At 72.1% G+C, this 24,769-nt stretch carries 26 protein-coding genes, 1 tRNA gene, 1 pseudogene and 1 riboswitch; of the genes and pseudogenes, 10 read left to right on the top strand and 18 right to left on the bottom strand.

The features are described 5' to 3' along the window. Positions 1-43: 43 nt before the first annotated feature. Genes pspAA through C8N24_RS18500 form a run of 3 tightly spaced genes read right to left on the bottom strand, consistent with a single transcriptional unit; the run spans position 44 to position 1,757 of the window. Positions 44-322: a PspA-associated protein PspAA gene (gene pspAA / locus C8N24_RS18510; protein ID WP_121252350.1), complete on the bottom strand. Its 279-nt coding sequence runs from the start codon at positions 320-322 to the stop codon at positions 44-46. Beyond that, positions 319-1,098: a PspA/IM30 family protein gene (locus C8N24_RS18505; protein WP_121252348.1), complete on the bottom strand. Its 780-nt coding sequence runs from the start codon at positions 1,096-1,098 to the stop codon at positions 319-321. The genes pspAA and C8N24_RS18505 overlap by 4 nt, the downstream gene beginning before the upstream one ends. 59 nt (positions 1,099-1,157) lie before the next feature. Then, positions 1,158-1,757 (bottom strand): NlpC/P60 family protein, encoded by a 600-nt coding sequence (locus C8N24_RS18500; RefSeq protein ID WP_147447873.1) that lies wholly within the window; start codon positions 1,755-1,757, stop codon positions 1,158-1,160. A 43-nt stretch (positions 1,758-1,800) separates the two neighbouring features. Next, positions 1,801-1,942, bottom strand: a riboswitch (cyclic di-AMP (ydaO/yuaA leader). Between the two features lie 109 nt (positions 1,943-2,051). Between C8N24_RS18500 and C8N24_RS18495 the strand changes: the two genes are divergently transcribed. From C8N24_RS18495 to xseA, 3 genes are all read left to right on the top strand, one after another. Continuing rightward, positions 2,052-3,245, top strand: a complete 1,194-nt coding sequence (locus C8N24_RS18495; RefSeq protein WP_147447872.1) for a cell wall-binding repeat-containing protein — start codon at positions 2,052-2,054, stop codon at positions 3,243-3,245. A gap of 5 nt (positions 3,246-3,250) precedes the next feature. Next, on the top strand, positions 3,251-3,562 hold the full coding sequence (locus C8N24_RS18490) for a hypothetical protein (RefSeq protein WP_121252342.1): 312 nt from the start codon (positions 3,251-3,253) through the stop codon (positions 3,560-3,562). Positions 3,563-4,344: 782 nt separating this feature from the next. Beyond that, positions 4,345-5,991, top strand: coding sequence for an exodeoxyribonuclease VII large subunit (gene xseA, locus C8N24_RS18480; protein WP_121252338.1), 1,647 nt, complete (start codon positions 4,345-4,347; stop codon positions 5,989-5,991). Here xseA and C8N24_RS18475 read toward each other — a convergent pair. Next, complete coding sequence (locus C8N24_RS18475) at positions 5,988-7,133, bottom strand: HD-GYP domain-containing protein (RefSeq protein ID WP_147447871.1); 1,146 nt, start codon at positions 7,131-7,133, stop codon at positions 5,988-5,990. The genes xseA and C8N24_RS18475 overlap by 4 nt on opposite strands. Positions 7,134-7,153: 20 nt before the next feature. Between C8N24_RS18475 and xseB the strand changes: the two genes are divergently transcribed. Further along, positions 7,154-7,375 (top strand): exodeoxyribonuclease VII small subunit, encoded by a 222-nt coding sequence (gene xseB, locus C8N24_RS18470; protein WP_121252334.1) that lies wholly within the window; start codon positions 7,154-7,156, stop codon positions 7,373-7,375. Here the strand turns inward: xseB and C8N24_RS18465 are convergent. Next, a complete protein-coding gene (locus C8N24_RS18465; RefSeq protein WP_121252332.1) occupies positions 7,372-8,325 on the bottom strand; it encodes an acrylyl-CoA reductase family protein in 954 nt (317 codons plus the stop codon). The genes xseB and C8N24_RS18465 overlap by 4 nt on opposite strands. A gap of 13 nt (positions 8,326-8,338) precedes the next feature. Beyond that, positions 8,339-9,031 carry an FHA domain-containing protein gene (locus tag C8N24_RS18460; RefSeq protein ID WP_121252330.1) on the bottom strand — a complete coding sequence of 231 codons (693 nt, stop codon included), beginning with the start codon at positions 9,029-9,031 and terminating at the stop codon, positions 8,339-8,341. Positions 9,032-9,157: 126 nt separating this feature from the next. Between C8N24_RS18460 and C8N24_RS18455 the strand changes: the two genes are divergently transcribed. After that, positions 9,158-9,949, top strand: coding sequence for a 3-hydroxyacyl-CoA dehydrogenase family protein (locus C8N24_RS18455; RefSeq protein ID WP_121252328.1), 792 nt, complete (start codon positions 9,158-9,160; stop codon positions 9,947-9,949). A 133-nt stretch (positions 9,950-10,082) separates the two neighbouring features. Here the strand turns inward: C8N24_RS18455 and C8N24_RS18450 are convergent, their stop codons facing one another. The 3 genes from C8N24_RS18450 to C8N24_RS18440 all read right to left on the bottom strand — a co-directional run bounded on the left by C8N24_RS18450 (position 10,083) and on the right by C8N24_RS18440 (position 13,002). Then, complete coding sequence (locus C8N24_RS18450; protein WP_121252325.1) at positions 10,083-11,156, bottom strand: spore photoproduct lyase family protein; 1,074 nt, start codon at positions 11,154-11,156, stop codon at positions 10,083-10,085. Positions 11,157-11,372: 216 nt separating this feature from the next. Beyond that, a complete protein-coding gene (locus C8N24_RS18445) occupies positions 11,373-12,695 on the bottom strand; it encodes a hemolysin family protein (RefSeq protein ID WP_121252323.1) in 1,323 nt (440 codons plus the stop codon). Between the two features lie 64 nt (positions 12,696-12,759). Next, complete coding sequence (locus tag C8N24_RS18440) at positions 12,760-13,002, bottom strand: 4a-hydroxytetrahydrobiopterin dehydratase (RefSeq protein WP_245971889.1); 243 nt, start codon at positions 13,000-13,002, stop codon at positions 12,760-12,762. Here C8N24_RS18440 and C8N24_RS18435 point away from each other — a divergent pair. Further along, on the top strand, positions 13,001-13,888 hold the full coding sequence (locus C8N24_RS18435; protein WP_121252319.1) for an ABC transporter substrate-binding protein: 888 nt from the start codon (positions 13,001-13,003) through the stop codon (positions 13,886-13,888). The two genes, C8N24_RS18440 and C8N24_RS18435, sit on opposite strands and share 2 nt — an antisense overlap. On the opposite strand, the gene C8N24_RS18430 is transcribed toward C8N24_RS18435, so the two are convergent. The 3 genes and pseudogenes from C8N24_RS18430 to C8N24_RS18420 form a co-directional block, all read right to left on the bottom strand. Then, entirely contained in the window at positions 13,885-14,688 is an 804-nt protein-coding gene (locus C8N24_RS18430) for a rhomboid family intramembrane serine protease (protein WP_121252317.1), read from the bottom strand. The genes C8N24_RS18435 and C8N24_RS18430 overlap by 4 nt on opposite strands. Positions 14,689-14,723: 35 nt before the next feature. After that, entirely contained in the window at positions 14,724-15,461 is a 738-nt protein-coding gene (locus tag C8N24_RS18425; RefSeq protein ID WP_121252315.1) for an ABC transporter permease, read from the bottom strand. Between the two features lie 74 nt (positions 15,462-15,535). Further along, positions 15,536-16,225 (bottom strand): annotated as a pseudogene (locus C8N24_RS18420) (ABC transporter ATP-binding protein); the annotation flags it as partial. Between the two features lie 39 nt (positions 16,226-16,264). Between C8N24_RS18420 and C8N24_RS18415 the strand changes: the two are divergent. Beyond that, positions 16,265-16,897, top strand: a complete 633-nt coding sequence (locus C8N24_RS18415) for a TetR/AcrR family transcriptional regulator C-terminal domain-containing protein (RefSeq protein WP_121252311.1) — start codon at positions 16,265-16,267, stop codon at positions 16,895-16,897. On the opposite strand, the gene C8N24_RS18410 is transcribed toward C8N24_RS18415, so the two are convergent. The 5 genes from C8N24_RS18410 to C8N24_RS18390 are packed head-to-tail and all read right to left on the bottom strand — an operon-like array spanning position 16,865 to position 20,764. Then, positions 16,865-17,569, bottom strand: coding sequence for an anti-sigma factor (locus C8N24_RS18410; protein WP_121252309.1), 705 nt, complete (start codon positions 17,567-17,569; stop codon positions 16,865-16,867). The genes C8N24_RS18415 and C8N24_RS18410 overlap by 33 nt on opposite strands. Next, positions 17,566-18,135: an RNA polymerase sigma factor gene (locus C8N24_RS18405; protein ID WP_121253309.1), complete on the bottom strand. Its 570-nt coding sequence runs from the start codon at positions 18,133-18,135 to the stop codon at positions 17,566-17,568. Before C8N24_RS18405 ends, C8N24_RS18410 begins: the two co-directional genes overlap by 4 nt. A gap of 33 nt (positions 18,136-18,168) precedes the next feature. Beyond that, entirely contained in the window at positions 18,169-18,543 is a 375-nt protein-coding gene (locus C8N24_RS18400) for a hypothetical protein (RefSeq protein ID WP_121252307.1), read from the bottom strand. Position 18,544: 1 nt separating this feature from the next. Next, positions 18,545-19,093: an RNA polymerase sigma factor gene (locus C8N24_RS18395; RefSeq protein WP_121252304.1), complete on the bottom strand. Its 549-nt coding sequence runs from the start codon at positions 19,091-19,093 to the stop codon at positions 18,545-18,547. Positions 19,094-19,105: 12 nt separating this feature from the next. Then, positions 19,106-20,764 (bottom strand): 1-acyl-sn-glycerol-3-phosphate acyltransferase, encoded by a 1,659-nt coding sequence (locus tag C8N24_RS18390; RefSeq protein WP_121252302.1) that lies wholly within the window; start codon positions 20,762-20,764, stop codon positions 19,106-19,108. A 68-nt stretch (positions 20,765-20,832) separates the two neighbouring features. Here C8N24_RS18390 and C8N24_RS18385 point away from each other — a divergent pair, with 68 nt between their 5' ends. Continuing rightward, entirely contained in the window at positions 20,833-21,363 is a 531-nt protein-coding gene (locus C8N24_RS18385; RefSeq protein WP_121252300.1) for a hypothetical protein, read from the top strand. A gap of 3 nt (positions 21,364-21,366) precedes the next feature. Further along, positions 21,367-22,263 carry a GDP-mannose 4,6-dehydratase gene (locus C8N24_RS18380; RefSeq protein WP_121252298.1) on the top strand — a complete coding sequence of 299 codons (897 nt, stop codon included), beginning with the start codon at positions 21,367-21,369 and terminating at the stop codon, positions 22,261-22,263. Here the strand turns inward: C8N24_RS18380 and C8N24_RS18375 are convergent. Beyond that, positions 22,260-24,530, bottom strand: coding sequence for a diguanylate cyclase domain-containing protein (locus C8N24_RS18375; RefSeq protein ID WP_121252296.1), 2,271 nt, complete (start codon positions 24,528-24,530; stop codon positions 22,260-22,262). The two genes, C8N24_RS18380 and C8N24_RS18375, sit on opposite strands and share 4 nt — an antisense overlap. Positions 24,531-24,588: 58 nt before the next feature. On the opposite strand from C8N24_RS18375, the gene C8N24_RS18370 reads away from it, so the two are divergent. Beyond that, positions 24,589-24,662, top strand: a tRNA-Thr gene (locus tag C8N24_RS18370). The last annotated feature ends 107 nt before the right edge of the window (positions 24,663-24,769 follow it).

The following is a 24,769-nucleotide window of genomic DNA, read 5'->3' as shown; positions in this document are numbered from 1 at the left end:
CAGACCAGCCACCCCGCTTCTTGCGCTTCTGGTTAGCCCGACGTCAGTCGGGGATGAGGCCCTCGCCGCTGAACTGCTCGCCCGCTTCCTCGAACGTGAGGTCGGGCGGCGGCAGGATCACGTCGGACTCCTCCAGCACGTCGTCGGCGACGGGCTTGCCGTCGCTGCGGACGAGCTCGATGAGCGACGCGAAGACCTCGCCGAAGCGCTCTTCGTCACCCGCCTCGACGATCGCCACGAGCTCGTTGTCGAGCTCGTTGAGGCGATCCACGTCTTCGTCGGGCAGCTCGTACTGGCCTTCGGTCGCGATCCGGACGATCACGCGGGCTTCTCCTGGGAGGGGGTCTGCGTCTCGTCGCCGGCGCCGAGGGCCTGCTGCGGCGCGGAGCCCTGGCCGAGCTCGGCGCGCAGGCGCGCGAGGTCGTCGTCCACGGCGGACTGCGAGCTCAGCTCGTGCAGCTGGCGGTCGATGTCGTCCTGGCCGGCCGTGAGGCTCAGCTGGTCGTCGAACGCGCCCGAAGCCTCGAGCTCGTCCATCGCGTTCGCCCGAGCACGCATGTTCTCGGTCTTGTCGATGGCGCGCTGCATCGCCATGCCGACGTCCGCCATCTCCTCGCCCACGCCGGACGCGGCCTCGGAGATCTTCACGGAGGCCTCGGCGGCGGAGTACTGCGCCTTGATGACCTCCTTCTTGGTGCGGAACTGGTCGATCTTGGCGCGGAGCTTCTGCTCCTTGTCGACGAGCGCCTGCTGCTGGGCCTCGAGCTCCTGGACCTGGCTGTCCAGGCCCTGCAGCTCGCCCTGGGCGAACTGCTTGCGCTCGAGCGCGACGCGCGCCAGGTCCTCGCGGTTCTGGGCAAGCGCCTGACGCGCCTGCGTGTCCAGCTTCACGACTTGCTGCTCGAGCTTCTGCTGCTGGAGCTGCAGGCGCTTCTTGGAGGTGACGACGTCAGCGATGCCCTTCTTGACGTTCTGGAGCAGCTCCATCTGCTTCTGGTAGCTGTACTCCAGCGTCTCAGACGGATCCTCGGCCTTGTCGAGCATCCGATTGATCTTGGCCTTGATTACCGTGGAGAACCGCCCGGACATACCGGCCACGGCACCTCCCTTTCCTGTGGTCGGAACTGAGTCAGTTCGACCAAGCGTACCCGTCGGCGCTAGAAGCCGACCGGGTGGCGCTTCTTGAAGCCGCGGGAGGAGCGCTCCCAGGGGCGCCAGCGCGGCCCCTTCTCCATCGCCTTCTTGTGCTGGGCGGCCAGCTTGCGGTCCGCGCCGCGCGGCGAGGAGCCGATGCTCGTGTCCAGGCGCAGGCCCGCGATGACGGCGTAGGCGTGACCGGGGTTGGTGTAGATCGTGATCCACTGGCCTTCGCCCGCTTCGCCCCACTTCATGAAGCTGCCGGAGTCCAGCGGGGACTCGAGGCCGAGCGGCTCGCCGCCGCCGAGCAGCGCGTACGAGACGGTGCCGGAGCAGTCGTAGCCCTTGTCCTCGACCTTGGCGTGGCCGCCGCCGTAGATGTACGGCTTGGCCTGGAGCTTGTTGGCCGCGAAGATCGCCTGCTGGACCTGCGGCGGGGCGTCGGCCGGGGCGGCCGCGGTGCCGTCGGGGAGCAGCTGGGCCACCGCGCCGGGGACGACGATGTCCGTCGGGGCCGGCGGCGGGGTCGGGACCGGCGTGGGCGCCTGGTACACGGCGCCGCCGGACTTGTCGGGAGCGGGCGCTTGCGCCACGGCCGTGGCGGGAAGAACCAGCGTCAAAGTTGTCGAGATCGCAACCGCGATCGCCCGCAGGGAAGGCAAATGTTCCTCTTTCGTCGGCCTGCGGGGTTAGCTGACGGGCTGACGCTGAAAGAGCCTGCGTCTCACGCTTGCGCGCGACTCGCCCCAACTACTTGGGTCCCCCGCTCCCCGGCGACCAACCGGGGACTCGGCGTACGCGGCAACCTAGCGGAAGCCGCAGTCAATTGTCCAGTCGTGCGCCCCATCCGGGGGATGGGGTCGCTTTCACCTTTGATCGACGCGGCGCCGCGAACCTTGAGTAGCCTCGTCGGGGTGCGTCCGATTGCTTGCCTGCTGGCGGTGCTCGTGCTCGTCGCCGGCTGTGGGGACAGCGGCAACGCGCCGAGCGCGAGCGCCACACCGCCTTCCACCCCACCCGTGACCGGCCAGTCCGGCGGCGAGGTGCCCGCGAGCGGCCCGCCGCTCGGCTTCCCGGTGTTCGCCACCAAGAACACGACGCGCGTCGCGGGCGCGGACGCGATCGCGGACGCCGCCGGCATCGCGCTGGCGACGTATCCCGCGCGCACGGACGAGTCGCGCCCGCCGGCCGTGATCCTTGCCGAGGCGCGCGCGTGGCAGACGGGGATCGCGGCGTCCGTACTGGCCGCGAAGCCGATCCGCGCGCCGATCCTGTTCGCCGACGGCGACACGATCCCGGACGCGACCCGCGCCGCGCTCGACGCGCTGCGGCCGACCGGCTCCAAGGAGGCCGGCGGCGCGCAGATCATCCGCGTCGGGACCAAGGCGCCCGTCGAGGGCTACAAGACGACGGACATCCCGGCCGCCGCGTCCCCGGCCGCGCTGGCCGCGGCGGTGGACCGGCTGCAGATCAGCGCCTCCGGCGCCGCGTCGCCGGCCGTGATCGTCGCGAGCTCCGACCGGCCCGAGTACGCGATGCCCGCCGCCGGCTACGCCGCCTGGTCGGGCACCCCGATCCTGTGGGTGACCGCGCAGGGCGTGCCCGCGGAGACGACCGAGGCGCTCAAGCGGCACCGCTCGGCGGCGATCTACGTCCTCGGGCCCGAGGACGCCGTCCCGGACGCCGTGTTCGACGCGCTCGGCAAGCTCGGCACCGTCAAGCGGATCGCCGCGGGCGACGCCTCCAACACCGCGATCGCGTTCGCCCGCTACACCGACGGCAACTTCGGCTGGGGCGTGGTCGATCCAGGGCACGGGCTCGTGTTCGCGAACGTCCGCCGCCCCCAGGACGCCGCGGCCGCCGCGCCGTTGAGCACGCACGGCAAGTACGCGCCGCTGCTGCTGGTGAGCGACGCCGGCGTGCTGTCGGAGCCGCTGCAGAACTACCTCCTGGACATCCAGCCCGGCTACGACGACGCCACCCCCGCCGTGCGCGGCGTCTACAACCACGGCTGGATCATCGGCGACGAGAGCGCGTTGGCGGCCGCGGTCCAGGACCGCATAGATACCCTGCTGGAGATCACCCCCGTCGATACCGGAGCACCCTGAGCACGATGGCCGAAGCCGAGCAGCCCGAACGCATCCGCGGCGACCGCGACGTGACCGTCGACGACATCCGCCAGCTCGTCGCGTCCGCCACGCCGCACTTCTCGTACCAGATCCGCAACCGGATCCGGAAGCTCGTCGCCGGCCTCCCGCAGGACAGCCAGGTCCGCATTTACGCGGAGGGCGAGATCAGCAAGCTCGAGCGCCTCGGCTTCACCGGCGAGGTCCGCGGCACGCCCAACGAGGACGGCATCGGCACGCTGGCCAGCGTCAGCGACCACGAGCAGCCGCGTTACCTCCCGGGAGCCACCAAGGGTTGATCCCGGGTTGAACGAGCTGCTCGTCCTGGCGCTCCGCGCGACCTCCGGTCGCCACGCGGATGCCGCGCGGGACGTGCTGCTCACGGTGTTGCTGTTGGAGTTGCTGGCGGTGGCCGACCACGCGGGGCCGCCACATGCCTCGTCGCGTGCGCCGCGGCGGCCGGCGTTTGCGCCCCGGCCGCGTCTGTCGTCCCGTTCGTCTGTGACGGGGCGCCGGCCGCGCGGGTAACGGCTTACGGCTGATCACACCCGCGGGCGCCGCGTCAAGCAATTAATGCCCGGGCGCGGGCGGAGAGCGGCGCGGTCGTCAGGAATCGCTTGACCCGTCGCGGCGGGTGTGATGTGGGCAGGTGAGGAGGGTTCCCCTCACTGAGTGAACGCTCCGGCGTTCACCGCGATTCGATGGCTCGGGACCGAGCGCGCCGGTTCGCCGGGGAGGGGTAGGCCCGCTGGCTTTCGCTGAGCGAAAGTTTCCGGGCCTACCCCCCGAAAACGCGGCCGTCTAGAGGGGGTGTGTCCGGAAACCGTCCTCACAGGAAGGTTTGCGGACACACCCCCCCGCGAAACCGGCCCTAGCCATGGAAACAGGGACGCGAACGCGTTCACAGTCCGGGGAACCCGGCTCACCCGCGCACACCACGCCCGCCGCGACGGGTCAAGCAGTTCCTGACCCACGCCGCGCTCTCCGCCCACGCCGGGGCATGAATTGGTTGACGCGGCGCCCGCGGGTGTGGTCGCCGTCCACGCGGCTTCGTCCGCCGTCAGGACTAGCGTGAGCAACGATGGACGGCATTCCCGGCTCCACCCTCACGGGCCCGTTTCCGGTCGGCCAGTACGCGGCCGCCCTCAAGGACCGCCTGCGCGGCTTCACGCGCGTGCAGGTCTTCGGCGAGGTCTTCGGGTTCAAGGCGGGCCGCGCGAAGGTGTGGTTCGAGCTGCGGGACGCATCCGGCGCGCTGCCCTGCTCGATGTGGCGCGAGGACTTCGACAAGCTCAAGGTCGGGCCGCTCGCGGACGGCGCGCAGGTCGTCGTGGCGGGCGGGTGCGACTACTACCCGGGCTCACGCACGGCGTCGCCGTCGTTCTCGTTCTCGGTGACGCGGCTGCGGGTCGCGGGCGAGGGCGATCTGCTCGCGCAGTTGGACCAGCTCCGCAAGCGGCTGCACGCCGAGGGCCTGTTCGAGCCGCAGAAGGCGCTCCCGCGGCCACGACTGCCGAAGGTGATCGGCGTGGTCACGGGCGAGTCGGGCAAGGCGCGCGACGACGTCCTCGCCGGCCTGCGCCGCCGCGGTTGGGCCGGACGGGTCGTCTGGGGCTTCGCGCCCGTGCAGGACCGTCATGCCGCGCCGGCGATCACGCGCAAGCTCCAGGACCTCGCGGCGTGCGAGGAGGTCGAGGTGATCGTGGTCGCGCGCGGCGGCGGGTCGCTGGCCGACCTGTTCGCGTTCTGCGACGAGACCCTGTGCCGGACGGTCGCCCTGCTGCGCGTGCCGGTCATCTCGAGCGTCGGCCATCACACGGACCGCACGCTGCTCGACGACGTCGCCGCCGTCGCGTGCTCGACGCCGACCCACGCCGCCGAGACCGCCGTGCCGGTCGACTGCACCGCGGCCCGCGCCGCGCTGGCGGGCTCGGCCGCGCGCCTGCACCGCCAGAGCCGCCGCGCCGTGCTGGACCGCGCCCGCACGCTCGCGCGCCTGTCCCGCGCGCCGGGCCACCACGTCGCCCGCCACCGCACCCGCCTGCACCAGCAGCTGCGCGAGCTCCGCGCCGCCACCCGCCGCGCGATCACCACCGGCGAACGCGGCACCCAGCAACGCGCCGCCGCGCTGACCCGCAAGGCCACCGCTGCGTCGTTCGGCGCCGAACGCGCCGCCCGCCGCGCCCAGACGGACGCCGCGACGCTCGACCGCGCGTCCGCCGCCGCCCTGGAACGCCGCCGGCGGGACCTGGACCGGATCCTGGGCACGCTCGCCGCCCACGACCCGCAACGCACGCTCGAACGGGGCTACGCGCTCCTGGAGGACGAGCACGGGGAGCCGATCACGACGGCGGCCGCCGCAGAAGCCCAGCAGCGCCTCACGATCCGCCTCCACGACGGCCGTGTCCACGCGCGCCCGGAGCGCGCGACGGCCGCGCCGGACGAGCCCGCGACGGCGACGGACGAGCCGATGGCGACGGACGAGCCGGTGGCGACGACGGACGAGCCGGTGGCGGCGACGGACGAGCCGGTGGCGGCGACGGACGAGCCGGTGGCGACGACGGACGAGCCCGCGACGGCGCCCGACGAGCCGGCGGCGCCTGGCGAGCCCGCGGCGCTGCCCGACGGGCTCGCTCCGCCCGACGAGGCCGCGCCCGCCCCACGCCGGCTGAAGCCCGCCACGGCCGCCGGACGGGCCGCGCACGAGGAAGAGGCGCGGCTCTTCTAGGCCGCGGCCTGCTCGGCCGTCATGTCGACGGTGAGCTCTTCGACGCCGGCCGGGCCCAGCACGCGCACCGTGGGTGCGTCGGGCTCGTCGATCGAGACGCCCGAGACGACGCCGGTGCGGCCGTCGGGGAGGGTGACCTCGTGGCCGACGGGGTACGGCATGACGACCGCGCGGAAGTGGCGGACGACCTCGGTGCAGAACTGGGTGCCGGCGCCTTCGCGGATGACGCGGACGCCGACGTGCGGCGGCGCGGCCGGCTTGTACACGCGCTCGGAGGTCACGGCGTCGAAGACGTCGGCCACGGCGGCGATGCGGGGGAACTCCTGGACCTGGGAGCCGAACAGGCCCTCGGGGTAGCCGGAGCCGTCGATGCGCTCGTGGTGGTCGCGGACGACGCCGAGCGAGAGCGGGGAGAGGTCGGCCGGCCGGAGCAGCTCGACGCCCGCCATCGCGTGCGTCTTCATGATCTCCATCTCCGGGTCGGTCAGGCGGCCGGGCTTGTTGAGGATCTCCGGCGGCACGGCGAGCTTGCCGACGTCGTGGACGAGCAGGCCGAGGCCGAGCTTGCGCAGGCGGTCCTCGATCCGGTCCTTGCGGCGTCGTCCGCGATAGTCGATCCAGCCCTCGGTCTGCCACACGCGGCGGGCGATCAGGAGCCCGAGGATCGTCACCTGGACGCTGTGCTTGTGGGTGTAGTCGTCGAAGGCGTTGAGGTCGTCGAGGGCGAGCGCGGCCTCGGGCACGTCCAGCAGGTCGTTGACCATCGAGGAGGCGACGTCCCCCAGCGACTCCACGACGTCGCGCGGCATGCCCGAGCCGGAGCGCAGCGCGGTGCCCGCCGCGCTGAGCGCGCCCGCCGTCGCCTTGTGGACCTTTGCCCGCGTCTCGGGCGTGAGCGGCTCGGCGATGTCGATGTCCGCGCCCAGCTCGTCCTCGATCCAGACCGAGCCGACCCCCGCCTTGGGGAGCAGATCCGCGTACCGCGCGGACAGCTTGACGCCGGCCCGCAACAGCGGCGCCGTCCCGGGAGGGCCGGCCACCACGTCCCGCGCCAGCTCGACGCCGTCGCGGATCTTGCGGGAAGGGATCAAACGCACGACCCCGTAGATCGGCGCGTTCACGCCGCTCTTTACCCGCCGCACCCCCCGCTAGGGTCAATGGCATGGCCGCCGAGGAGACGCTGACCTACGAGACCGCCAGCACCCGGCTGGAGGCGATCATCGCCCGCCTGGACTCCGGAGAGGCCGGGCTGCGCGAAACACTGGATTTGTGCCGGGAGGGCCGCGGGCTCGTGGAGTTCTGCGCCGCAGAGCTCGAAGCCGTCGGCCAGGGCCTCGAAGAGCTGCGCCTCGACGAGCTCGTCGCCCGCCTCGAAGCGGCTTAGACCGCGACCCGGACCACGGTCCGGCCCTGCAGCTCGCCGCGCAGCACGGCGCTCAACGCATCTTCTAGCCCGTCCAGCCCGACTTCGCGCGTGATCGCCTCGTCGAGGTGCGGGGGGCGCAGGTCCGTCGCCAGCCGCGCCCACGTCTCCCGGCGCGCCTCGATCGGCGTCTGCACCGAGTCCACGCCGAGCAACGAGACGCCGCGCAGGATGAACGGCAGGACCGTCGCCTCGAGCTTCACGCCCCCGGTGTTGCCGCACGCCGCCACGGCGCCGCCGTAGCTCAATGCCCGCACGACGCCCGCCAGCACGGCGCCGCCCACGCAGTCCACGGCGCCCGCCCAGCGCGTCTTCTCCAGCGGCCGGGAGGCGTCCCCCGCGGCCTCCTCGCGCGAGATGACCTCGGACGCGCCCAGCGCCTTCAGCCATGCCGGGTCCTTGCCGGACGAGGCGACGACCTCGTAGCCGCGCGCCGCCAGGATGTCGACCGCCGTGGAGCCGACGCCGCCGCTCGCGCCCGTCACCAGCACCGGCCCGGCGCCCGGCGCCAGCCCGGCCGCCTCCAGCGCCATCACGCAGCGCGCCGCCGTGTAGCCGGCCGTCCCGATCGCCATCGCCTGGCGCGCGCTCAGCCCGTCCGGCAGCGGCACGAGCCACTCCGACGGCACCCGCGCCTGCTCGGCGTAGCCGCCGTGTTGCGAGACGCCCAGCCCGTACCCGTGAGCGAGCACGGCCTGGCCGTCGGCCGTGCGCCCCGCCAGGTCGATGCCCGGCACGAGCGGCGAGATCCGCGCCACCTGCCCCTTGGCGATCGTCGCCAGCCCGTCCTTGTAGTTCACGCTCGAGTACTCGACGTCGACGACGACGCCGTCCGCACCTTCGAGCTCGAAGTCGTCACGCACCCCGCGCGTGACGTCGTCGTCCGTCTTCTCTGCAACGAATGCCCGCATCAGGCGAGCAAGGTTACGCCTGGGTGCCGCCACCTTCGTCGGCACCGACCAGGCCGGAGCGCACGGCCAGCAGCGCGACCTCCGCCCGGCGCTCGGCGCGCGGCATGTCCTCGAGCCCGAACAGGCGGGCGAGCAGGTCCAGCTCCTGGGTGACGATGTCGACGTCCACCCCGGTCTCCTCCGCCACTTCGAGGTCGGAGTTCGGGTTGAAGCCGTCACCGTCGGCGAACAGCGGCCGGCAGAGCGCGCGCAGGATGCGCTGCTGCTGCTCGGAGAAGCGCGGTGTGGAGGACAGCTCGGCCTCGACCATGGTCGGGCCGGGGCCGCCGCTGCCCGGCGCGTGGAAGCCCATGATCGTCCGGCCGATCTTCACGAGGTCGCCGTCCGCGAGCCGGCGGCGCCCGGCGAGCCGCAGGCCGTTGACCCACGTGCCGTTCTGGGACCAGCCGTCGTCGCAGATCGTCCACTCGCCGGCGCGGTAGGACAGCTCCGCGTGCAGGCGCGAGGCCTCCGGGTCCCACGGCAGCGAGACGTCGGCCTCGTAGCGGCGGCCGACCGTGATCGAGTCGGACGCGGACTCGAGGTTGAAGATCCGCTGGCGGCCGTCGCCGTCGCGGAACACCAGGAACGGCACTCCCCGATCGAGCGCGGCCTGGCGCTCCTCGTGTTCCTCAGGTGTCCGGCTTCCGAGCGTCAAGGGCTCCATACGTGGGGTTGACCCTACGCCGCACGCCCGCTGCGAGCAAGTCCGTGCGGCTCGTCACACGACCATAGCGCCCACGACCGTACGATCCGGATTGACTCGCGAGTCAACCACTGGAAGGAGAGACCAGTGTCGGAGCGTCTGGCCATCGCAGGATCCGGAGCCATCGCATGCGGGCTGGCGGCCGTCGCCGCCACGCGGGGCGAGGTAACGGTGCTCGCGCGCTCCGACTCCTCGTGCGAGCGGGCGACCGCGAAGGTCCACTCGATCTGCGAGCGGCTGGGAACGGCGGTGAACGGCAACGTCACCGTCAGCCGGGACGCGCACGTCCTGCGCGACGCCACGTTCGTCGTCGAGGCGATCGTCGAGGACCCGCACGCCAAGGCCGCCTTCTGGGAAGACCTCGACGCCCACGTGGCCGGCGACGCGATCCTGGCCACCACCACCAGCAGCCTGCCGGTGAGCGACCTGGCGCAGGCGAGCGGCCACCCCGAGCGCTTCGTCGGCTTGCACGTCTTCAACCCCGTGCCGAAGATGGACCTCGTGGAGCTCGCGTTCCCGCCCGAGGCGAGCCCGACGACCAAGCAGCGGGCGCGCGACCTGTGCACGGCCCTCGGCAAGACCGCCGTCGAGGTGCCGGACACGCCCGGCTTCGTCGTCAACCGCCTGCTGTTCCCGTTCCTGTTCGAGGCCGTCCGCCTGATGGAGCGCACCGAGCTGAGCGCCGAGGCGATCGACACCTGCATGCAGCTCGGCGCCGGCCACCCGATGGGCCCGCTCGCCCTGCTGGACCTCGTCGGGCTGGACGTGAGCGCCGCGATCGGCCGCACGATCGACGCGGACGTCCCGGCGACCATCGACCGGTTGATCGCCGAAGGCGCGCTCGGCCGCAAGACCGGACGCGGTTTCCATACATATTGATTTACATCGAGGGAATGTTTAGCTACGATTGAGATCGCGTTGGGAGCATCAGCTTCGCGACGATCTTCTCATCGCACCCCTCCTCCAGAACCACTTCCCGGCTGTCTCGCTCCCCTGAGGCGGCCGGAAGTGTTTAAAACGCGTATCGCACGCGGAGCCACGGGGTGCGGCGCTCGATGAGGGCCAGCAGCTCGCGCACGCGAGCGCCCTTCCAGCCCGACCGGTAGCGCACGTTGAGCCCGCCGCTCTGCGAGCGCTTGCGCTCCTGCGTCCCGGGCGTCCACAGCACCGCTTCCGCCCGTGGGTGCCAGCCGAGGTTGACCTCGTGCAGCTGCTCGTTGTGCGTGAGGAAGATGACCTCGGCGGCGAGCTGCGCCTTCGCCGCGGCGCCCACCCCCGCGTCGAGCTCCCCGAGCAGCTCGTCCCAGGCCTCGAGCCAGCCCTCGTGCACGACGACCGGCGAGAGGTTCACGTGCACCTCGTAGCCCGCGGCCACGAAGTCGTCGATCGCGGCGATCCGCTCGCCCACCGGGTCGGTGCGGACGTCGAGCAGCCGTGACAGGTCACGCGGCATCAGCGAGAAGCGCACCCGCGTCCCGCCGCGCGGGTCCCAGTCGAGCAGCTCGCGGTTGACCGCCTTCGTCGCGAACGACGCCTTCGCCCCGTCCGTCCGGGCGAACAGCTCGACGTAGTCGCGCACGTTGTCGGAGATCAACGCGTCGACGGAGCAGTCGGAGTTCTCGCCGATGTCGTAGACCCAGTCGCGCGGGTCGCACTGGTTCGGCGTCGCCTTCACGCCCTGGCGGGCGATGTGCCGCTCCGTCGCCCGCAGCAGCTGGTCGATGTTCGCGAAGACCGTGATCGGGTTCGCGTAGCCCTTCCGCCGCGGCACGTAGCAGTAGGCGCAGCTCATCGTGCACCCGTTGGCCTGCGACGGCGCGATGAAGTCGCTCGACCGCCCGTTCGGCCGGATCCGCGGGGACTTCAGCGTCCCGAGGACGAGATGCGTCCGCTTGATCCGGTTCCAGTCGGCGACGTTGCCGGCGTTGCCGTGCAGCTCGGGGATCTGCCAGTGCGAGCCGACTTCGACGAGCCGCGCGTCCGGGAACCGTGCGAGCACCTGCTGCCCACGAGCGAGCTCGGTGGCGGCGGGCTCGAGGTAGATCGTGTCGATCTGGAGGAGCCGGTCGGCCGGCACAGCGGACATCACACGCGGATACGGACCGGCCGCGAATCGCGGATCAGGCCCGTTAAACACGTCGCGCCCGGGTCTCGCTCCCCTGAGCCCGGGCGCTGCGTGCTTACTCGGTCGATCCTCCCCAGGATCTCCCTCTCTCTCCTCCTCAACCGCCGGAGCGGCAAGTTGGCTGGCGGGAAGGTAGCGCGTCAGAGGCGAAAGTGCAATTCGTCACGCAGTTTCATTTCAAGACTGGACGTTCGACTCGGCCTTCGGAACGTGCCGATCGCGGATGCGAACGGCCTCGATCCGGTTCTCGCGGACGGACTCGACGCGGATCGAGTAGCCGTTGTGCACCACCGTGTCGCCGCGCTTCGGCAGCCGTCCGAGCTCCCCGAAGACGAAGCCGCCGACGCTGTTGTAGGCGTCCGAGTCGACCGGCAGCTCGAGCCCGTAGTCGATCAGGTCGGTGATCGCGACGTGGCCGCGGACGAACCAGTCGCCGTTGGCCAATCTGCGAACTTCGCCGCCCTGAGGGTCAGTTTCGTCGTCGATCTCGCCGACGACCTCTTCGATGATGTCCTCGACGGTGACGATGCCGGCGGTGCGGCCGTACTCGTCGATCACGACCGCCAGCGAGGAGCGCGAGCGCTGCAGGTCGGCGAGCAGGTCGTCCAGCGGCTTGGTCTCGGGCACGATCGGCACCTCGCGCACCAGCCCGTCCAGCGTCGCCTGCGGCCCCTCGGTGAGCAGCAGCTGCGCGAGCTGGTTCGAGTGCACGATGCCCTTCACGCGGTCCTTGTTCTCGTCCTCGGTGACGACCAGGCGCGTGTGCCCGGACGCCACGCAGCGCCGCAGCGCGGTCTCGACGTCCTCGGACGTGTCCACGGTGATCACGGCCGGCGCGGGCGTCATGACCTGCCGCGCCTGCTGCTCGTGCAGGTGGAAGACGCCCGTGAGCATGCCCGCCTCGCCCGGGTCGAGCTTGCCGCCGGTGACGGACTCCTGGATGAGCACGCGCAGCTCCTCCGGCGACTCGCCCTCGTCGAGCTGTCCCGCCGTCTTGACGCCGACCAACCGCAGGATCCCGTTCGAGGTGGCGTTCAGGGCGCCGATGAACGGCGAGAACACGCGCGTGAACACGAACAGCGGCCGGGCTACCCAGCGGGCGACGGGCTCGGCCTTCTGGATCGCGTAGATCTTCGGCACCTGCTCGCCAAGCGTGATGTGGATCGACGTGGTGATCAGGTAGGCGAGGCCGACCGACACCAGCGTCGAGGCCCAGTGCGGCACGTCCTCGCCGAGGATGTCCTCGATCAGCGAGCCGATCGCCGGCTCGCCGAGGAAGCCGAGGCCCAGCGACGTGAGCGTGATGCCGACCTGCGCCGCGCTCAGGTAGCGCGAGAGGTCGTCCATCATGTTCACCGCGGTCGCGGCGCCCTTCTTGCCCTCGTCCGCGTCCGTCTGCAGGTGGGCCTTGCGCGAGCGCACGAGAGCGAACTCGGCGGCCACGAAGAACGCGTTGAGCAGGATGAGGACCAGGACCGCCAACAGGAGCAGGGCGATCATGTGGTCCTCTTACTTCGGGAGCTGTCGTCGTCGTTCATCAGGGCGACGGGCGCAGAATACCCCGTCACAGAGCGTCGATGCGCTTCGCCAGCCGGTGGTCGTCGTCGGTGAGCCCACCCTCGGAGTGCGTGGTGAGCGTCAACCGCACCTTGTTCCAGCCGTGGACGAGGATGTCCGGGTGGTGGTTGGCCTCCTCGGCGACGTCGGCCACGCGGTTGACGAAGGCGACGGCCGCCTTGAAGTCCTCGAACTCGTAGTCGTGGACCAGCGACTCGCCCTCCTGCCGCCATACTGCGTCTGAGGCCATGCGCATCGTCTCCCTTGTGCCGTCCGCCACCGAGACCCTGTTCGCCCTCGGCCTGGGGGCCGAGGTCACCGCGGTCACGCACGAGTGCGATCACCCGTCACAGGCGCTCAACTTACCCAAGGTCACGCGTGACGTAATCGGCCCGGGCCTGGCGCCCGCCGAGATCGACGCGGCGGTCCGCGCCCTCACCCAGGAGGGCCGCTCGATCTACGAGCTGGACGAGGCGACCCTGCGGCGCCTGCAGCCCGACCTGATCGTCACCCAGGCGCTGTGCAGCGTCTGCGCCGTGTCCGTCGACGACGTGCGCGCGATCGCCGAGCGCATGGACCCCGCGCCGGCCATCGTCAGCCTGGACCCGCACACGCTCGGCGAGGTCCTCGGCGACGTCCGCACGCTGGCCCAGGCCACGGACCGCAAGGACGCGGGCGTGGACCTGGTCAACGCGGCCGCCGCGCGGATCGATAAGGTCCGCCTCGCAGTGCGCGACGCGCCGCCGGTGCGGGTCGCGATGCTCGAGTGGCTGGACCCGGTGTTCATCGGCGGCCACTGGGTCCCGCAGCTGATCGAGCTCGCCGGGGGCGTCGACCCGCTGGGGCTGCCGGGCGAGCCGTCCGAGCAGCGCACCTGGGACGAGGTCGCCGCCACGCAGCCGGAGGTCGTGGTCGTCGCACCGTGTGGCTACGACGTCGAGCGCGGCGCGCAGGAGGCCGCTGCGTACGCCGACCGGCTGGCCGCGCTGGGCGCCGGCCGGATCGTCGTCGCCGACGCGTCCGCCTGGTTCTCGCGCCCGGGCCCGCGGCTCGTGGACGGCCTGGAGTGGCTCGCCCACGCGCTGCACCCGGACCGCGTGCCGGAGCCGCCGGGCGGCGTCCGCGCTCTCTCTTAGGCGAGCGCGATGGAGGCCGCCGCGGCGGCGATCCCGATCACGGCGCAGAAGCCGACCGCGATCGACGTCGAGCCGCGCCGGCGCGCCGCGAGCTCCTCGACCACGAACGTCACCACCAGACCGCCGATCAGGCCGCCGATGTGCCCGCCGATCGAGATGCCGTTGGCGAAGAAGGTGAACAGCAGGTTGATCGCCAGGATCGGGATCAGCCCGGACTGCATCAGGTCGATGTTGCGGTTCCGGGCCATCACGATCGCCGCGCCGAGCAGGCCGTAGATCGCGCCCGAGGCACCGCGCGTGGCCGCGTCCGGGTCCAGGATCATGACGCCGAGCGAGCCGGTCAGCAGCGACGCGAAGTAGATGCCGACGAAGCGCGCATGGCCGAGCGCGGGCTCGATCATCCGCCCGAGCCAGAACAGCGCGAGCATGTTCAGCCCGATGTGGATCAGCTCGGTGTGCAGGAAGCCGGACGTGATCAGCCGCCACCACTGCCCCTCGCTCACGCCCACGAGCGCGCCGGTCGAGTCCTGCGCCAGGTTGATGAGGACGAGCTGCTCTTCGACGCGGAAGTTCTGCTGGGCGCCGATGAAGATCATCACGTTGATCGCGATCAAGATGTACGTCGCGATCGGCTCGACGTTCATCGTCCGCAGATTGCGCACCTGCGTCTTCTGCTGCGAGCACTCCGGGCAGCGCATGCCGACGGGCGTCGGGGTCATGCAGTCCGGGCAGATCGGGCGTCCGCAGTTCGAGCACGAGACGCCCGTTTCGCGGTTCGGGTGGCGGTAGCAGGTGGCCATCGCGAAGCGAAGCTAGCAGCGCTTTCTTCAGGGAGTCACAAAGAACGCTGGTAGACCGCGAAAGCGCGGGTCGCGAACCATCCTGAGAGCAGGGTGAGCGCCACCAGCAGGCCGATGCGCAGCAGCTCGGGGTCGCGCGCGGCGACCACGGCCCAGTCGACCGGGTTCAGCTTGGCCGCGGTCCCGATCCAGCCGGGCGCCAGGCTGAGCTGCATCAGCGCGCTCGACAGGAACGTGAGCGGGAGCAGGAGCAGCGAGACGGCGCCGATCAGCGACTCGCGCTGACGCGTGAGCACCCCCAGGGCGTTGCTGAGCGACGCGAACGCTGCGGCCAGCAACGCGGCCACGAGCAGCAGCACGCCGACGTGCGGCACCGCGGCGCCCATGAGCAGCGCCAGCCCGACGATCAGCAGCGTCTGCAGCAGCACGGACACGACGCACTGCGCGACGCTGCCGACGTTGAACGCGCCGCGCCAGGCGGGCGAGACGAGCATGCGGTCCATGACGCCGCTGTTGATGTCCTCGACGAAGCCCATCCCGGTCCAGCCGGCGGAGGACACGGCGAGCATGACCACGATGCCGGGCGTGAGGTAGTCCAGGTAGTCGCCGCTGCCACCGAAGCCGGGGATCTGCGTGACGGCCTCGAAGAGGGCGCCGAACAGCAGCAACCAGATCAGCGGCTGCACGATCGTGATCAGCAGGAACGCGGGCTGGCGCGCCAGCACGCGGAAGTAGCGCAGGGAGACCTGCCAGCTCTGCCGGATCGCGCTCATGCGGCCACCGCCCTTCCGGCGTGGTTGAGGTAGACGTCGTTGAGCGACGGGGGCGTGTCGCTCTGCGTGGCCCGCTGCATCTCGGCCTTGAGCTCGTCGGGCGTGCCGCGCGCGACGATCCGGCCACGGTCGACGATCGCGAGCTGCGAGGCGAGCCGGTCGGCCTCCTCGAGGTAGTGCGTGGTCAGCAGGATCGTCATCCGCTCCTCGTGGGCGAGCCGCTCGACCTCGGCCCACAGGTCGGCGCGCGCCTCGGGGTCCAGGCCCGTCGTCGGCTCGTCCAGGAACAGCACCTTCGGCGTGTGGATGAGCCCGATGGCGACGTCGAGGCGCCGCACCATCCCGCCCGAGTAGGTCTTGACCTGCCGGTGCGCCGCATCGGCCAGCCCGAAGCGCTCGAGCAGCTCGTCGACGCGGGAGCGGTCGCGGAGGCCGTAGAGCTCGGCCTGCAGGATCAGGTTCTCGCGCCCGGTGGCGTCGGGATCCGCGGAGTGCTTCTGGCCGACGACGCCGATCGCCCGCCGCACGCCGACGGGATCGCGGAGCGCGTCCACACCCGCCACGCGCACCGTCCCCGCGTCCGGGCGGGACAGCGTCGTGAGGATCCGGACCGTCGTCGACTTCCCGGCGCCGTTGGGTCCCAGCAGGCCGAACACCGTCCCGGCCTCGACGTCGAGGTCGACCCCGTCCAGGGCCTGTACCTCGCCGTAGCGCTTGACGAGGCCACGTGCCTCGATCGCGTTCTCGAACACTGTACGAGTCATCTCGAACAGTGTTCTAGTCGACTACGCTGTCGGTGTCAAATGGCGCTCACCCGCGACAAGATCGTCAACGCCGCGCTCGCCCTCCTCGAACGCGAGGGAATGCAGGGGATCTCCATGCGCAAGCTCGCGCAGGAGCTCGACGCCGGAGCGGCGACGCTGTACTGGCACGTCGGCGACAAGGAGCAGCTGCTCGGCCTGATGCTCGACCGCATCGTCGGTGAGAACGAGGTGCCCGACCCGGACCCCGAGCACTGGCGCGAGCAGGTCAAGGACCTCGCCCGCGCCACGCGCAAGCTGCTCAAGTCCCGGCGCGACGCGGCCCAGCTGTCGATGGGGCGCATCCCGGCCGGCCCGAACGCGCTGCCGGTGCTCGAGCGCTACCTGGCCGTGCTGGCCGCGGCCGCGCTGCCGGCCCAGGTGATCGCCTACGCCGCGGACATGTTCAGCCTCTACGTCGGCGCGTTCGCCTACGAGGAGTCCATGCCCGCGCCGGACGTCGAGCAGATGCGCGGGATCTTCAGCTCACTCCCGCCCGAGGAGTTCCCGGTCATCACCGGGCTCGCCGACGAGCTGGTCGCCGGCGACCTGGACGAGCGCTTCGAGTGGGCGATCGAGCTGCTCGTCCGCGGGCTGGAGTCGCTACGAGAGGTTGGCGACCAAGAAGGGCTCTGACGTCGGCGTCGTCGAGCCGCCGAGCGGCTCGGTGTTGACGAGCACGGTCTCGACGTCGTCCAGGTCGCCCGTCACCGACGCCGTCGCGGACCCGTCGCGGCGCGGCGTGAACAGCGCCGACGTCGGCTCGGGCGCGCGCCCGGGCTTCTGGATCCAGACCATGTAGACCTTGCCCTCGGGCGGCGTGGGCAGGTTGTTGGCGACGAGGATCGCACCGTCCTCGTTCAGCTCCAGCTCGGCCGAGGCGTCGGCCAGCGTCGACTGCATGTCGATGGTGCGCCCGTCGTCGCCCGCGAAGAGCACGCCGCCGACGACCACGCCGGCGATCAGCGCCGCGCACGCCAGGGCGAGCGCGGGCAGCGGCAGGCGCAGCCAGCGCCGCTTCTCCCGCTTCGGGGCGGCCTTGGCCGCCCCACCGGCGCTCGCGAGCAGCTCCGCCTCGCGCTCGACCTCGGCCATGATCCGCGCCTTCAGCGACGGCGGCGGCAGCATCGGCGGCGCCGAGAGCGGCAGCGCCTGCGCCGCGACGCGCAGCTCGTCGGCTTCGGCACGGCAGGTCGCGCAGGTGGCGAGGTGCTCCTCGTAGGCGGCGTGCTCGTCCTCGGGCAGGGCGCCGAGGACGTACACGCCGGCCGTGTCCGCCCAACGCTCGTGATCAGGACCCACGCTCATGCCTCCACCGCCCCGTGCGAGAGGGCCTCACGCATCTTCTTCAACCCGAGCCGCATCCGGCCCTTGACCGTGCCCACCGGGGACTCGAGCATGTCGGCGATCTCGGTGTGCGTGAACCCGCCGAAGTAGGCGAGCTCGATCACCTTCAGCTGATCGGCCGGGAGGACCTCCATCGCGCCACGCACGATGCTCGCCTCGTCGCGCCGGGCGACGTCCTCCTCGACCCGCTCCGGCGACTCGAGGCGCTCGGCCGCGGTCTCGTCGTCGGACCGGCGCTTGGCGTGGACCGAGTTGCGCCGCAGCGCGTCGATCGCCCGGTGGTGGACGATGCCCAGGATCCACGTGCGCACGGACCCACGCCCGCGGTCGTAGTGGGCGCCGGAGCGCCACAGGTTCAGGAAGGCCTCCTGGATGACGTCCTCGGCCATCGCCTGCTTGCCGACCATGCGATAGGCGAGCGAGTAGGCGGCACCGGAGTGGCGCTCGTAGAGGGCCTCGAACGCCCGCGCGTCGCCCCGGGCCATCATCGGGATCAGGTCTTCGTCGGCCAGGGCGCGCACGTCCATGTCCTTCCCATGCGCGCCGAAGTCCAAGTTGGATCAGCGCTTGGGCGCCAAGTCGTCGAAGACCTTGAGCGCCTCGCGCCCGGCGTCTTTGAGCGTGCGGGCCAGCAGGTCCCGCGCGCCGCGGGCGGCGGCTCGTCGCTTGTGGCGCCGCCGCTGGGTCCTGAGCACGACCAGGCCGACCGCTGCGCCGCCGCCCACGACGACGGCGGCCGCGGGGCCGACCGCGGCGCGAGGCCAGTTCCGCGGGTCCTTGATCGCTTCCAGCTCCCACGACTCCAGCTCGTCGGCCGCCAGCTCGACGATCGAGTCCAGCGTCGTCTCCAGCCGCTCCTGCATGTGCACCGGCGGCTCGACGGGTGAGAGGGCCGCGCGCAGGCGCGCCTCGATGTCCGGGAACGGTGTGCTCACGTCAGTCCTGTCCAGTTCCGTTCGCGTCGGCCTGCACGATCTCCTCCAGCTGCCGGATGGCGCGGTGGATGAGCACCTTGGTCGCCCCGTCCGTGCGGTCGAGCGCCCGTGCGATCTCGCGGTTGTCCATCCCGAGCGCGAAGCGCATGATCAGCGCCTCGCGCCGGTCGTCGGGGAGCTGCTGGACGCCGCGCAGGATCCGCGCCAGGTCGTCGCGGTCCTGCACCAGGCCCTCGGTCGTGTGCGGGGTGCTGATCGCGCCCGCGTCGTCGATGTTCGTCTGCGGCCGCCGGGAGCGGTCGCGGTAGTAGTTCGCCGCCAGGTTGTGCGCGATGCGGATCAGCCACGGCCGCAGCGGCCGTCCGTCCGACTCCTGCTGGGCGCGCGCGAAGTGGCGGTACGCCTGCAGGAACGTCTGCTCGGTCAGGTCCTCCGCGTCGTGGTGATTGCCCACGCGGTAGTACGCGTACGAGTAGACGTCCTTCAGGTGTGCCTTGTAAAGCTCGCTGAAGTCGTGGTCGAGCTTGGCCTTGTCCGGTGCTGTGGCCATCCGCCATGGACACTACGCCGCCTTTGCGCGCTGCGCCTTCTTCGCCTTCTTCGGAGCGGTGATGGAGGCGCGCCAGCGGTCGGGCTCGATCTTGCCCTCGACCAGGTTCGCCAGGCCGCGGAGGGCGGGCGCGTCGACGCCCGCGTCCTTGAGCCGGGCGGCGAGCAGCGGGATCGTCTCGACGGCCTCGGCCGTCTGGCCGATCACGGCGCCGACCTCCCCCGCGGGCATGCCCTGCGCGAGCAGCTCGCCGGCGCGGCGGTTGCGCGAGCCCTCGGCGAGCACGGTGGCGACGAGGTCGCCGGTGCCGGCCAGGCCGCTGAACGTCTCCGGCCGGGCGCCCTCCGCGCGGGCGAACGCGTCGACCTCCGCGAACACCTTGCCGGCGGCGGCGCCGGCGGCGTTCGGGGTGTCGGCGGCCGCGGCGGCGAGCGCGGCGGCGTTCTTCGCGCAGCCCGCGAGCTCGACGCCGATCACGTCGGTGGTGTTGGTGACCTGCAGGCCGGCGGCGAACAGCGCGTCGGAGACCTGGCGCGAGAAGGACGGGTCCTTGGCGGCGAGGACGAGCGACGCGCCGTCGGAGAGCGCGTCGGCGGCGTGCGCCGGGCCGCCGAGGACGCCGACCGCCCACGACTGCGTGCGCTCGGCGACGAACGCCGACGGCAGCGTGCCGAGCGGCGGGACGAGGCCCTTGCTGAGGACGAGCACGCCCGTGCGCGGGGCGAGCTTGGACGCGTGCGCGGCGACCACCTGCGGCAGCTCGGCGGCGGGCACGGCGAACGCGACGAGGTCGTGGCGGCCGAGCTCGAGGTCGGCGGCGCGGACGGCCGTGATCCGGCTCGAGAGCTGGACGCCCGGCAGGTAGCGGTCGTTCTCGCGGGTGGCGTTGATCAGGTCGGCCTGCGCCTTGGTGCGGCAGCCGAGGTCGACGTCGATGCCCGAGCGGGCGAGCATGGCCGCGACCGCGGTGCCCCACGAGCCACCGCCGATGACGGCCGCGCGCCGGAGCGGCGGCAGGCCGCCGAGCCACTCCCACTGCAGCATCACGTTCGGCCAGATGCGGTCGGTGACGGCCGCCGCGAGCGGACCGGTGACGTTCTCGGTCTTGGGGAAGGTGAGCGGCGCGCCGATCCGCACGCGGATCTTGTGCGGGCGGATGCGGAAGCCCTTGCGGATCGACTCGGTGCCGATCATCGCCACGGGGACGACGGTCGCGCCGGTCTCCAGCGCGAGCCGGCCGACGCCGCGCTTGGGCTTGCCCAGCGCGCCGGGGCGGGTGCGGGTGCCCTCGGGGAAGATCAGGACCGGGTCACCGCGGTCGAGGATCGCCTTGGCGGTCTCGATCATGTCGCCGTCGGCTTCGCCGCGCTTGACGGGGAACGCGCCGAGGCTGGACAGGAACCACCCGAGCGCCTTGATCTTGAACAGCTCCTGCTTGGCCACGTAGTACACGGGGCGCCGGCTGCAGAGGCCGATGATGAAGGGGTCGATGAACGACCGGTGGTTGGAGACGAAGATCACCGGTCCGCTCTGCGGGACGTGCTCGCGACCGAGGCGCGAGAGCCGCCAGTAGATGTGCGCGAAGGGTTGGACCCAGGCGCGCATCAGCCAGTAGACGATCGGGTTGACGCCCTTCGTGCGGGCGCGTGCATGCAGACGTGAGTGATCCATGGGGTGGGGTAGCCGTCCTCCTCGCCGATTTCGTACACCGTTGCCGTTGCGCGCGTTACAGTCGGGTCATGGCCCTCGACCGCACCCGCACCCTTCGAGGCGCTCTCGCCGGCGCCGCCGCCGCGGCCGTGTGGGCCGCGCAGCAGCCGCTGGACCAGCGCGTGTTCGGCTGCGACTACGACGACGCCGAGCTGCTCGGGCGCTTCGTCACCAACGGCCGCGCCGCGTATCCGATCGGACTCGCGATGCACGTCGCCAACGGTGCGGTCTTCGGCGCGCTCTACGCGAACGTCGCGCGGGACATCCCGGTGCCACGCGCGCTGCGCGGGCCGCTGGCCGGCCTGGCCGAGCACCTCGCGACGTGGCCGGGCACGCCCGCGCTGCCGCGGATGCACCCGGCGGGCGACGAGCTCCCGCAGCTGTGGGGCTCCGGTCGCGCGTTCGCGCAGGCCACCTGGCGGCACCTGCTGTTCGGCACCGTGCTGGGCGAGCTCGAGCGGCGGCTGAACCCGCCGGACTCCGAGCCGCAGCCGATCGACCCCGCTTCCGCGGCGTCCAACGGCCACGGGCACGCCGAGTACGTCGTCTCGCTGAATTAGCGCGTGCGGGTCTTCATCACGGGGGCGTCGGGGTTCGCCGGCGCCCATCTCGTAGCGGCGTGCGAAGCCGCCGGCGACGAGGTGATCGCCGCGCCGTCCTCGGCGGAGGCCGACCTGCGTGACCCGGCGGTAACCCGTGCGCTGATCGCCGACGCGCGGCCCGAGGTCGTCTACCACCTCGCCGCCCGCGCGCACGTGGGCAAGTCCTGGGACGACCCGGTCGGCACGATCGAGCAGAACGTCCTGGTCGCCGCCAACGTGCTGGAGGCGGTCCGCCAAGACGCCCCGGATGCCACGGTCGTCTCGGTCGGCTCCGGCGAGGAGTACGGACCGCCGGAGACCGTGCCGACCACCGAGGTCCATCCATTGCGGCCGCAGAACCCGTACGCGGTGTCGAAGGCGTCGGGCGGGCTCGCCGCGCGGTTCTACGCGGACGCGTACGGGCTGCGCGTGATCCACGCCCGCGCGTTCAACCACTCCGGGCCAGGTCAGGAGCCGATCTACGCGATCGCGGCGTTCGCGCAGCAGATCGCGCGCGGCCTGGACGCCGGCGAGGACCCGATCCGGATCGAGACGGGCAACGCCGACACGCGCCGCGACTACACCGACGTGCGTGACATCGTGCGCGCCTACCGCCTGCTCGCCGCCCAGGGCACGCCGGGTGAGGTCTACAACGTCTGCTCCGGCGTGACCCGCTCGGCCCGCGAGCTGGTCGCGGGGCTCGCCGAGATCGCGGGCGTCGCGGTCGACCACGTGGTCGACCCGGCGCGCGTGCGCGCGCACGAGGTGATGGAGATCCGCGGCGACGCGTCCAAGCTCGAGGCGGCGACGGGCTGGCGCCCGCAGATCCCGCTCGAGCAGACGCTGGCCGACGCGCTCGCGTCGTTCCGCGCGGCCTAGCTGAAGCGGTCGAGCGCCGCGCCGAACTGCTGCGCGAGCACGCGCGCGCGGTCGACCTCGTGGCTCGTGAAGGCCTGCGCGCGGACGCGGTAGAGCTCGAGCAGCGCCAGCGGGCGGTTGCCCCACGTGACCGGGACGAGCAGCGCGGTGGCGAAGCCCAGGCGCTCCAGCTCGGCCAGCTCGAGCGGGTCACCGGACGCGTCGCCGGCGATCACCTGGCCGGGGATGCCGGCGTCGAGCACGTAGCGGCTCGCCGGGTAGTCCTCGATCGGCCAGCACTGGCCGACCTCGTCGTACTGGTCGGAGATCAGCTCCAGCTGGTCGGCCCGGACGAGCAGGACGGCGAGGTCGTCGGCGCCGAGCAGCTGCGCGGCGCGTGTGCTCGCCGCCCCGACGTCCCAGGCGGTCTCGGCCGCCGCCAGCTCCTCCGCCAGCTCGGCGATGCCGCGCGCGAAGGCGCCGGCGCCGCTGCGGGTGCGCATCGAGACGCGCAGGCCCGCGCGGATCTCGGACGTGCCGGACGCCGCCGCGGCGGGGTCCGGCTGCGGCCAGGCCGGTGCCGGGCGGCACAGGCCGTACCCCTGCGCGTACGTGATGTCGAGCTCCACGAGCGCGCGCAGGTCGTCGAGGTCCTCGACGCCCTCGGCGCAGATCGCCGCGCCGGTCGACGATGCGAACCCGATCAGCGCTTCCAGCAGCGCCTGGCGTGAGTCGTCGGCGTGCGCGCCGTGCACGAGCGTGCGGTCGAGCTTGAGGATGTCGGGCGCGATCTGGATCATCTGCTGCAGGCCGGCGTAGCCCGCGCCCGCGTCGTCGAGGGCGATCAGCGCGCCACGCGCGCGCAGGTTCACGAGCGCGCGCGACAGCTCGTCCTCGTCCCCGAACACCTCGTGCTCGGTGAGCTCGATGACGATCCCGGTGAGGCCCGACGGCAGCGTGTCCTGCACGGCCTTCGACAGCAGCGCGCGCGGCGAGACGTTGAGCGCGAGGAACGTGCCCGACGGCCGGTCGGGCACCTCGAGCGCGGCCCGGATCGCGAGCGCCTCGAGCTCGTTGCCGAGCCCGACGCGATGCGCCTGCGCGAACCACTCGTCCGGTCCCCGCCGCGGCTCGACGTCGATGCGCGTGAGCGCCTCGTACCCGCCGGCGCGCCCGGTCGCGAGCTCCACGAGCGGCTGGAAGACGATGTCGATCGCCTGCGTGCCACGCTCCAGCAGCGCCGCGATCTCGTTGCGCTGCTCGGACTCCGGCCGCACCGCCCCACGCACGTACCGCACCGTGCGACCCCGGCCCGAGCGCTTGGCCCAGTACAGCGCGGCGTCCGCGTTCTCGAGCAGGACCGCCGCCTCGGTGCCGTCGGTCGGCGCGGCCGCCACCCCGGCCGAAGCCGCGACCGGACGACCGTGCACGGTCAGCTCCGCCAGCGCCGCCCGCGCCCGCTCGGCGCAATCCTCGGCCGCCTCGGCGTCCGCCCCCGGCAGGATCAGCACGAACTCCTCGCCGCCCATGCGCCCGACGACGTCACCGGCGCGCACCGCGCTCCGCAGCCGTTCCGCCGAAGCCACCAGCACGCGGTCACCCTCGGCATGGCCGAGCGTGTCGTTGACGACCTTGAAGTGATCCAGGTCGATCAGCACGACCGCCACCGCGCCGTCGTCCGCGAGCGCGGCGTTGAGCCGCTCATGGCACGCGCGATGGTTGAGCAGCCCGGTCAGCCCGTCCCGCTGGACCTGCTCGCGCAGATGCTCCCGCTGGCGCGCCGAGTCGTACGCGAGCGCCGCCATCGTCGCGAACCGCTCGACGAGCTCGACCTCGTCCGCGCTGAACGACTCGTTCTCGAGCGAGCGGTACACGTTCAGCGCGCCCACCACACGCTCCTGCGCGAGCAGCGGCACGCACACGAACGCCTCAGCGTCGTCCGGCGTCCCGCCCACGACGTTGCACAGCGGCTCCTCGTGCGAGTTCGGAACGTTGCGCGTGCGCCGGTGGGCGACGCTCCAGCCCGTCACGCCGGTGCCGAGCGGGATCGGGTCCGACATCACCTCCGCGACCCAGTCGCCGACCGCGAACACCGGGCGCAGCAGCTCGGCCGGCTCGTCGATCTCGTACACGGCCAGGTCGTCGTAGCGCAGCAGCGCCCGCAGGTGGTGGGCGATCCGCCCGAGCGTCCCGTCCAGCGAGTCGGCGCTCAAGATGCCCGAGGCCGCATCCACCAGCGCCTCCAGCGCCGATCCGCGCTCGGTCTCTAAGGCGGGGGGAACCGTCACGGTCAGTTAATCGGCCGGATGCGCCCTGGCCTTGACGCTCCCTACACTCCTTCCCCCCGCCGGAGTAGCTCAGCTGGCCAGAGCAACCGCCTTGTAAGCGGTAGGTCGTCGGTTCGAATCCGTCCTCCGGCTTGCGGCGATGTCGCGTTAGAGCGCGAATTTCGCGCCTTCCGCTCTCCGCCTCGCGGGTGGCGCCCATCCAGGATTCGCCCCTGGTGACGATTGGGTGACACGACGGC

This window comes from Solirubrobacter pauli (assembly GCF_003633755.1).
GTDB classification, from domain to species: Bacteria; Actinomycetota; Thermoleophilia; order Solirubrobacterales; family Solirubrobacteraceae; genus Solirubrobacter; species Solirubrobacter pauli.
The sequence above is the reverse complement of the archived record's forward strand: the minus strand, read 5'-3'. Positions and strand labels throughout refer to the sequence as shown.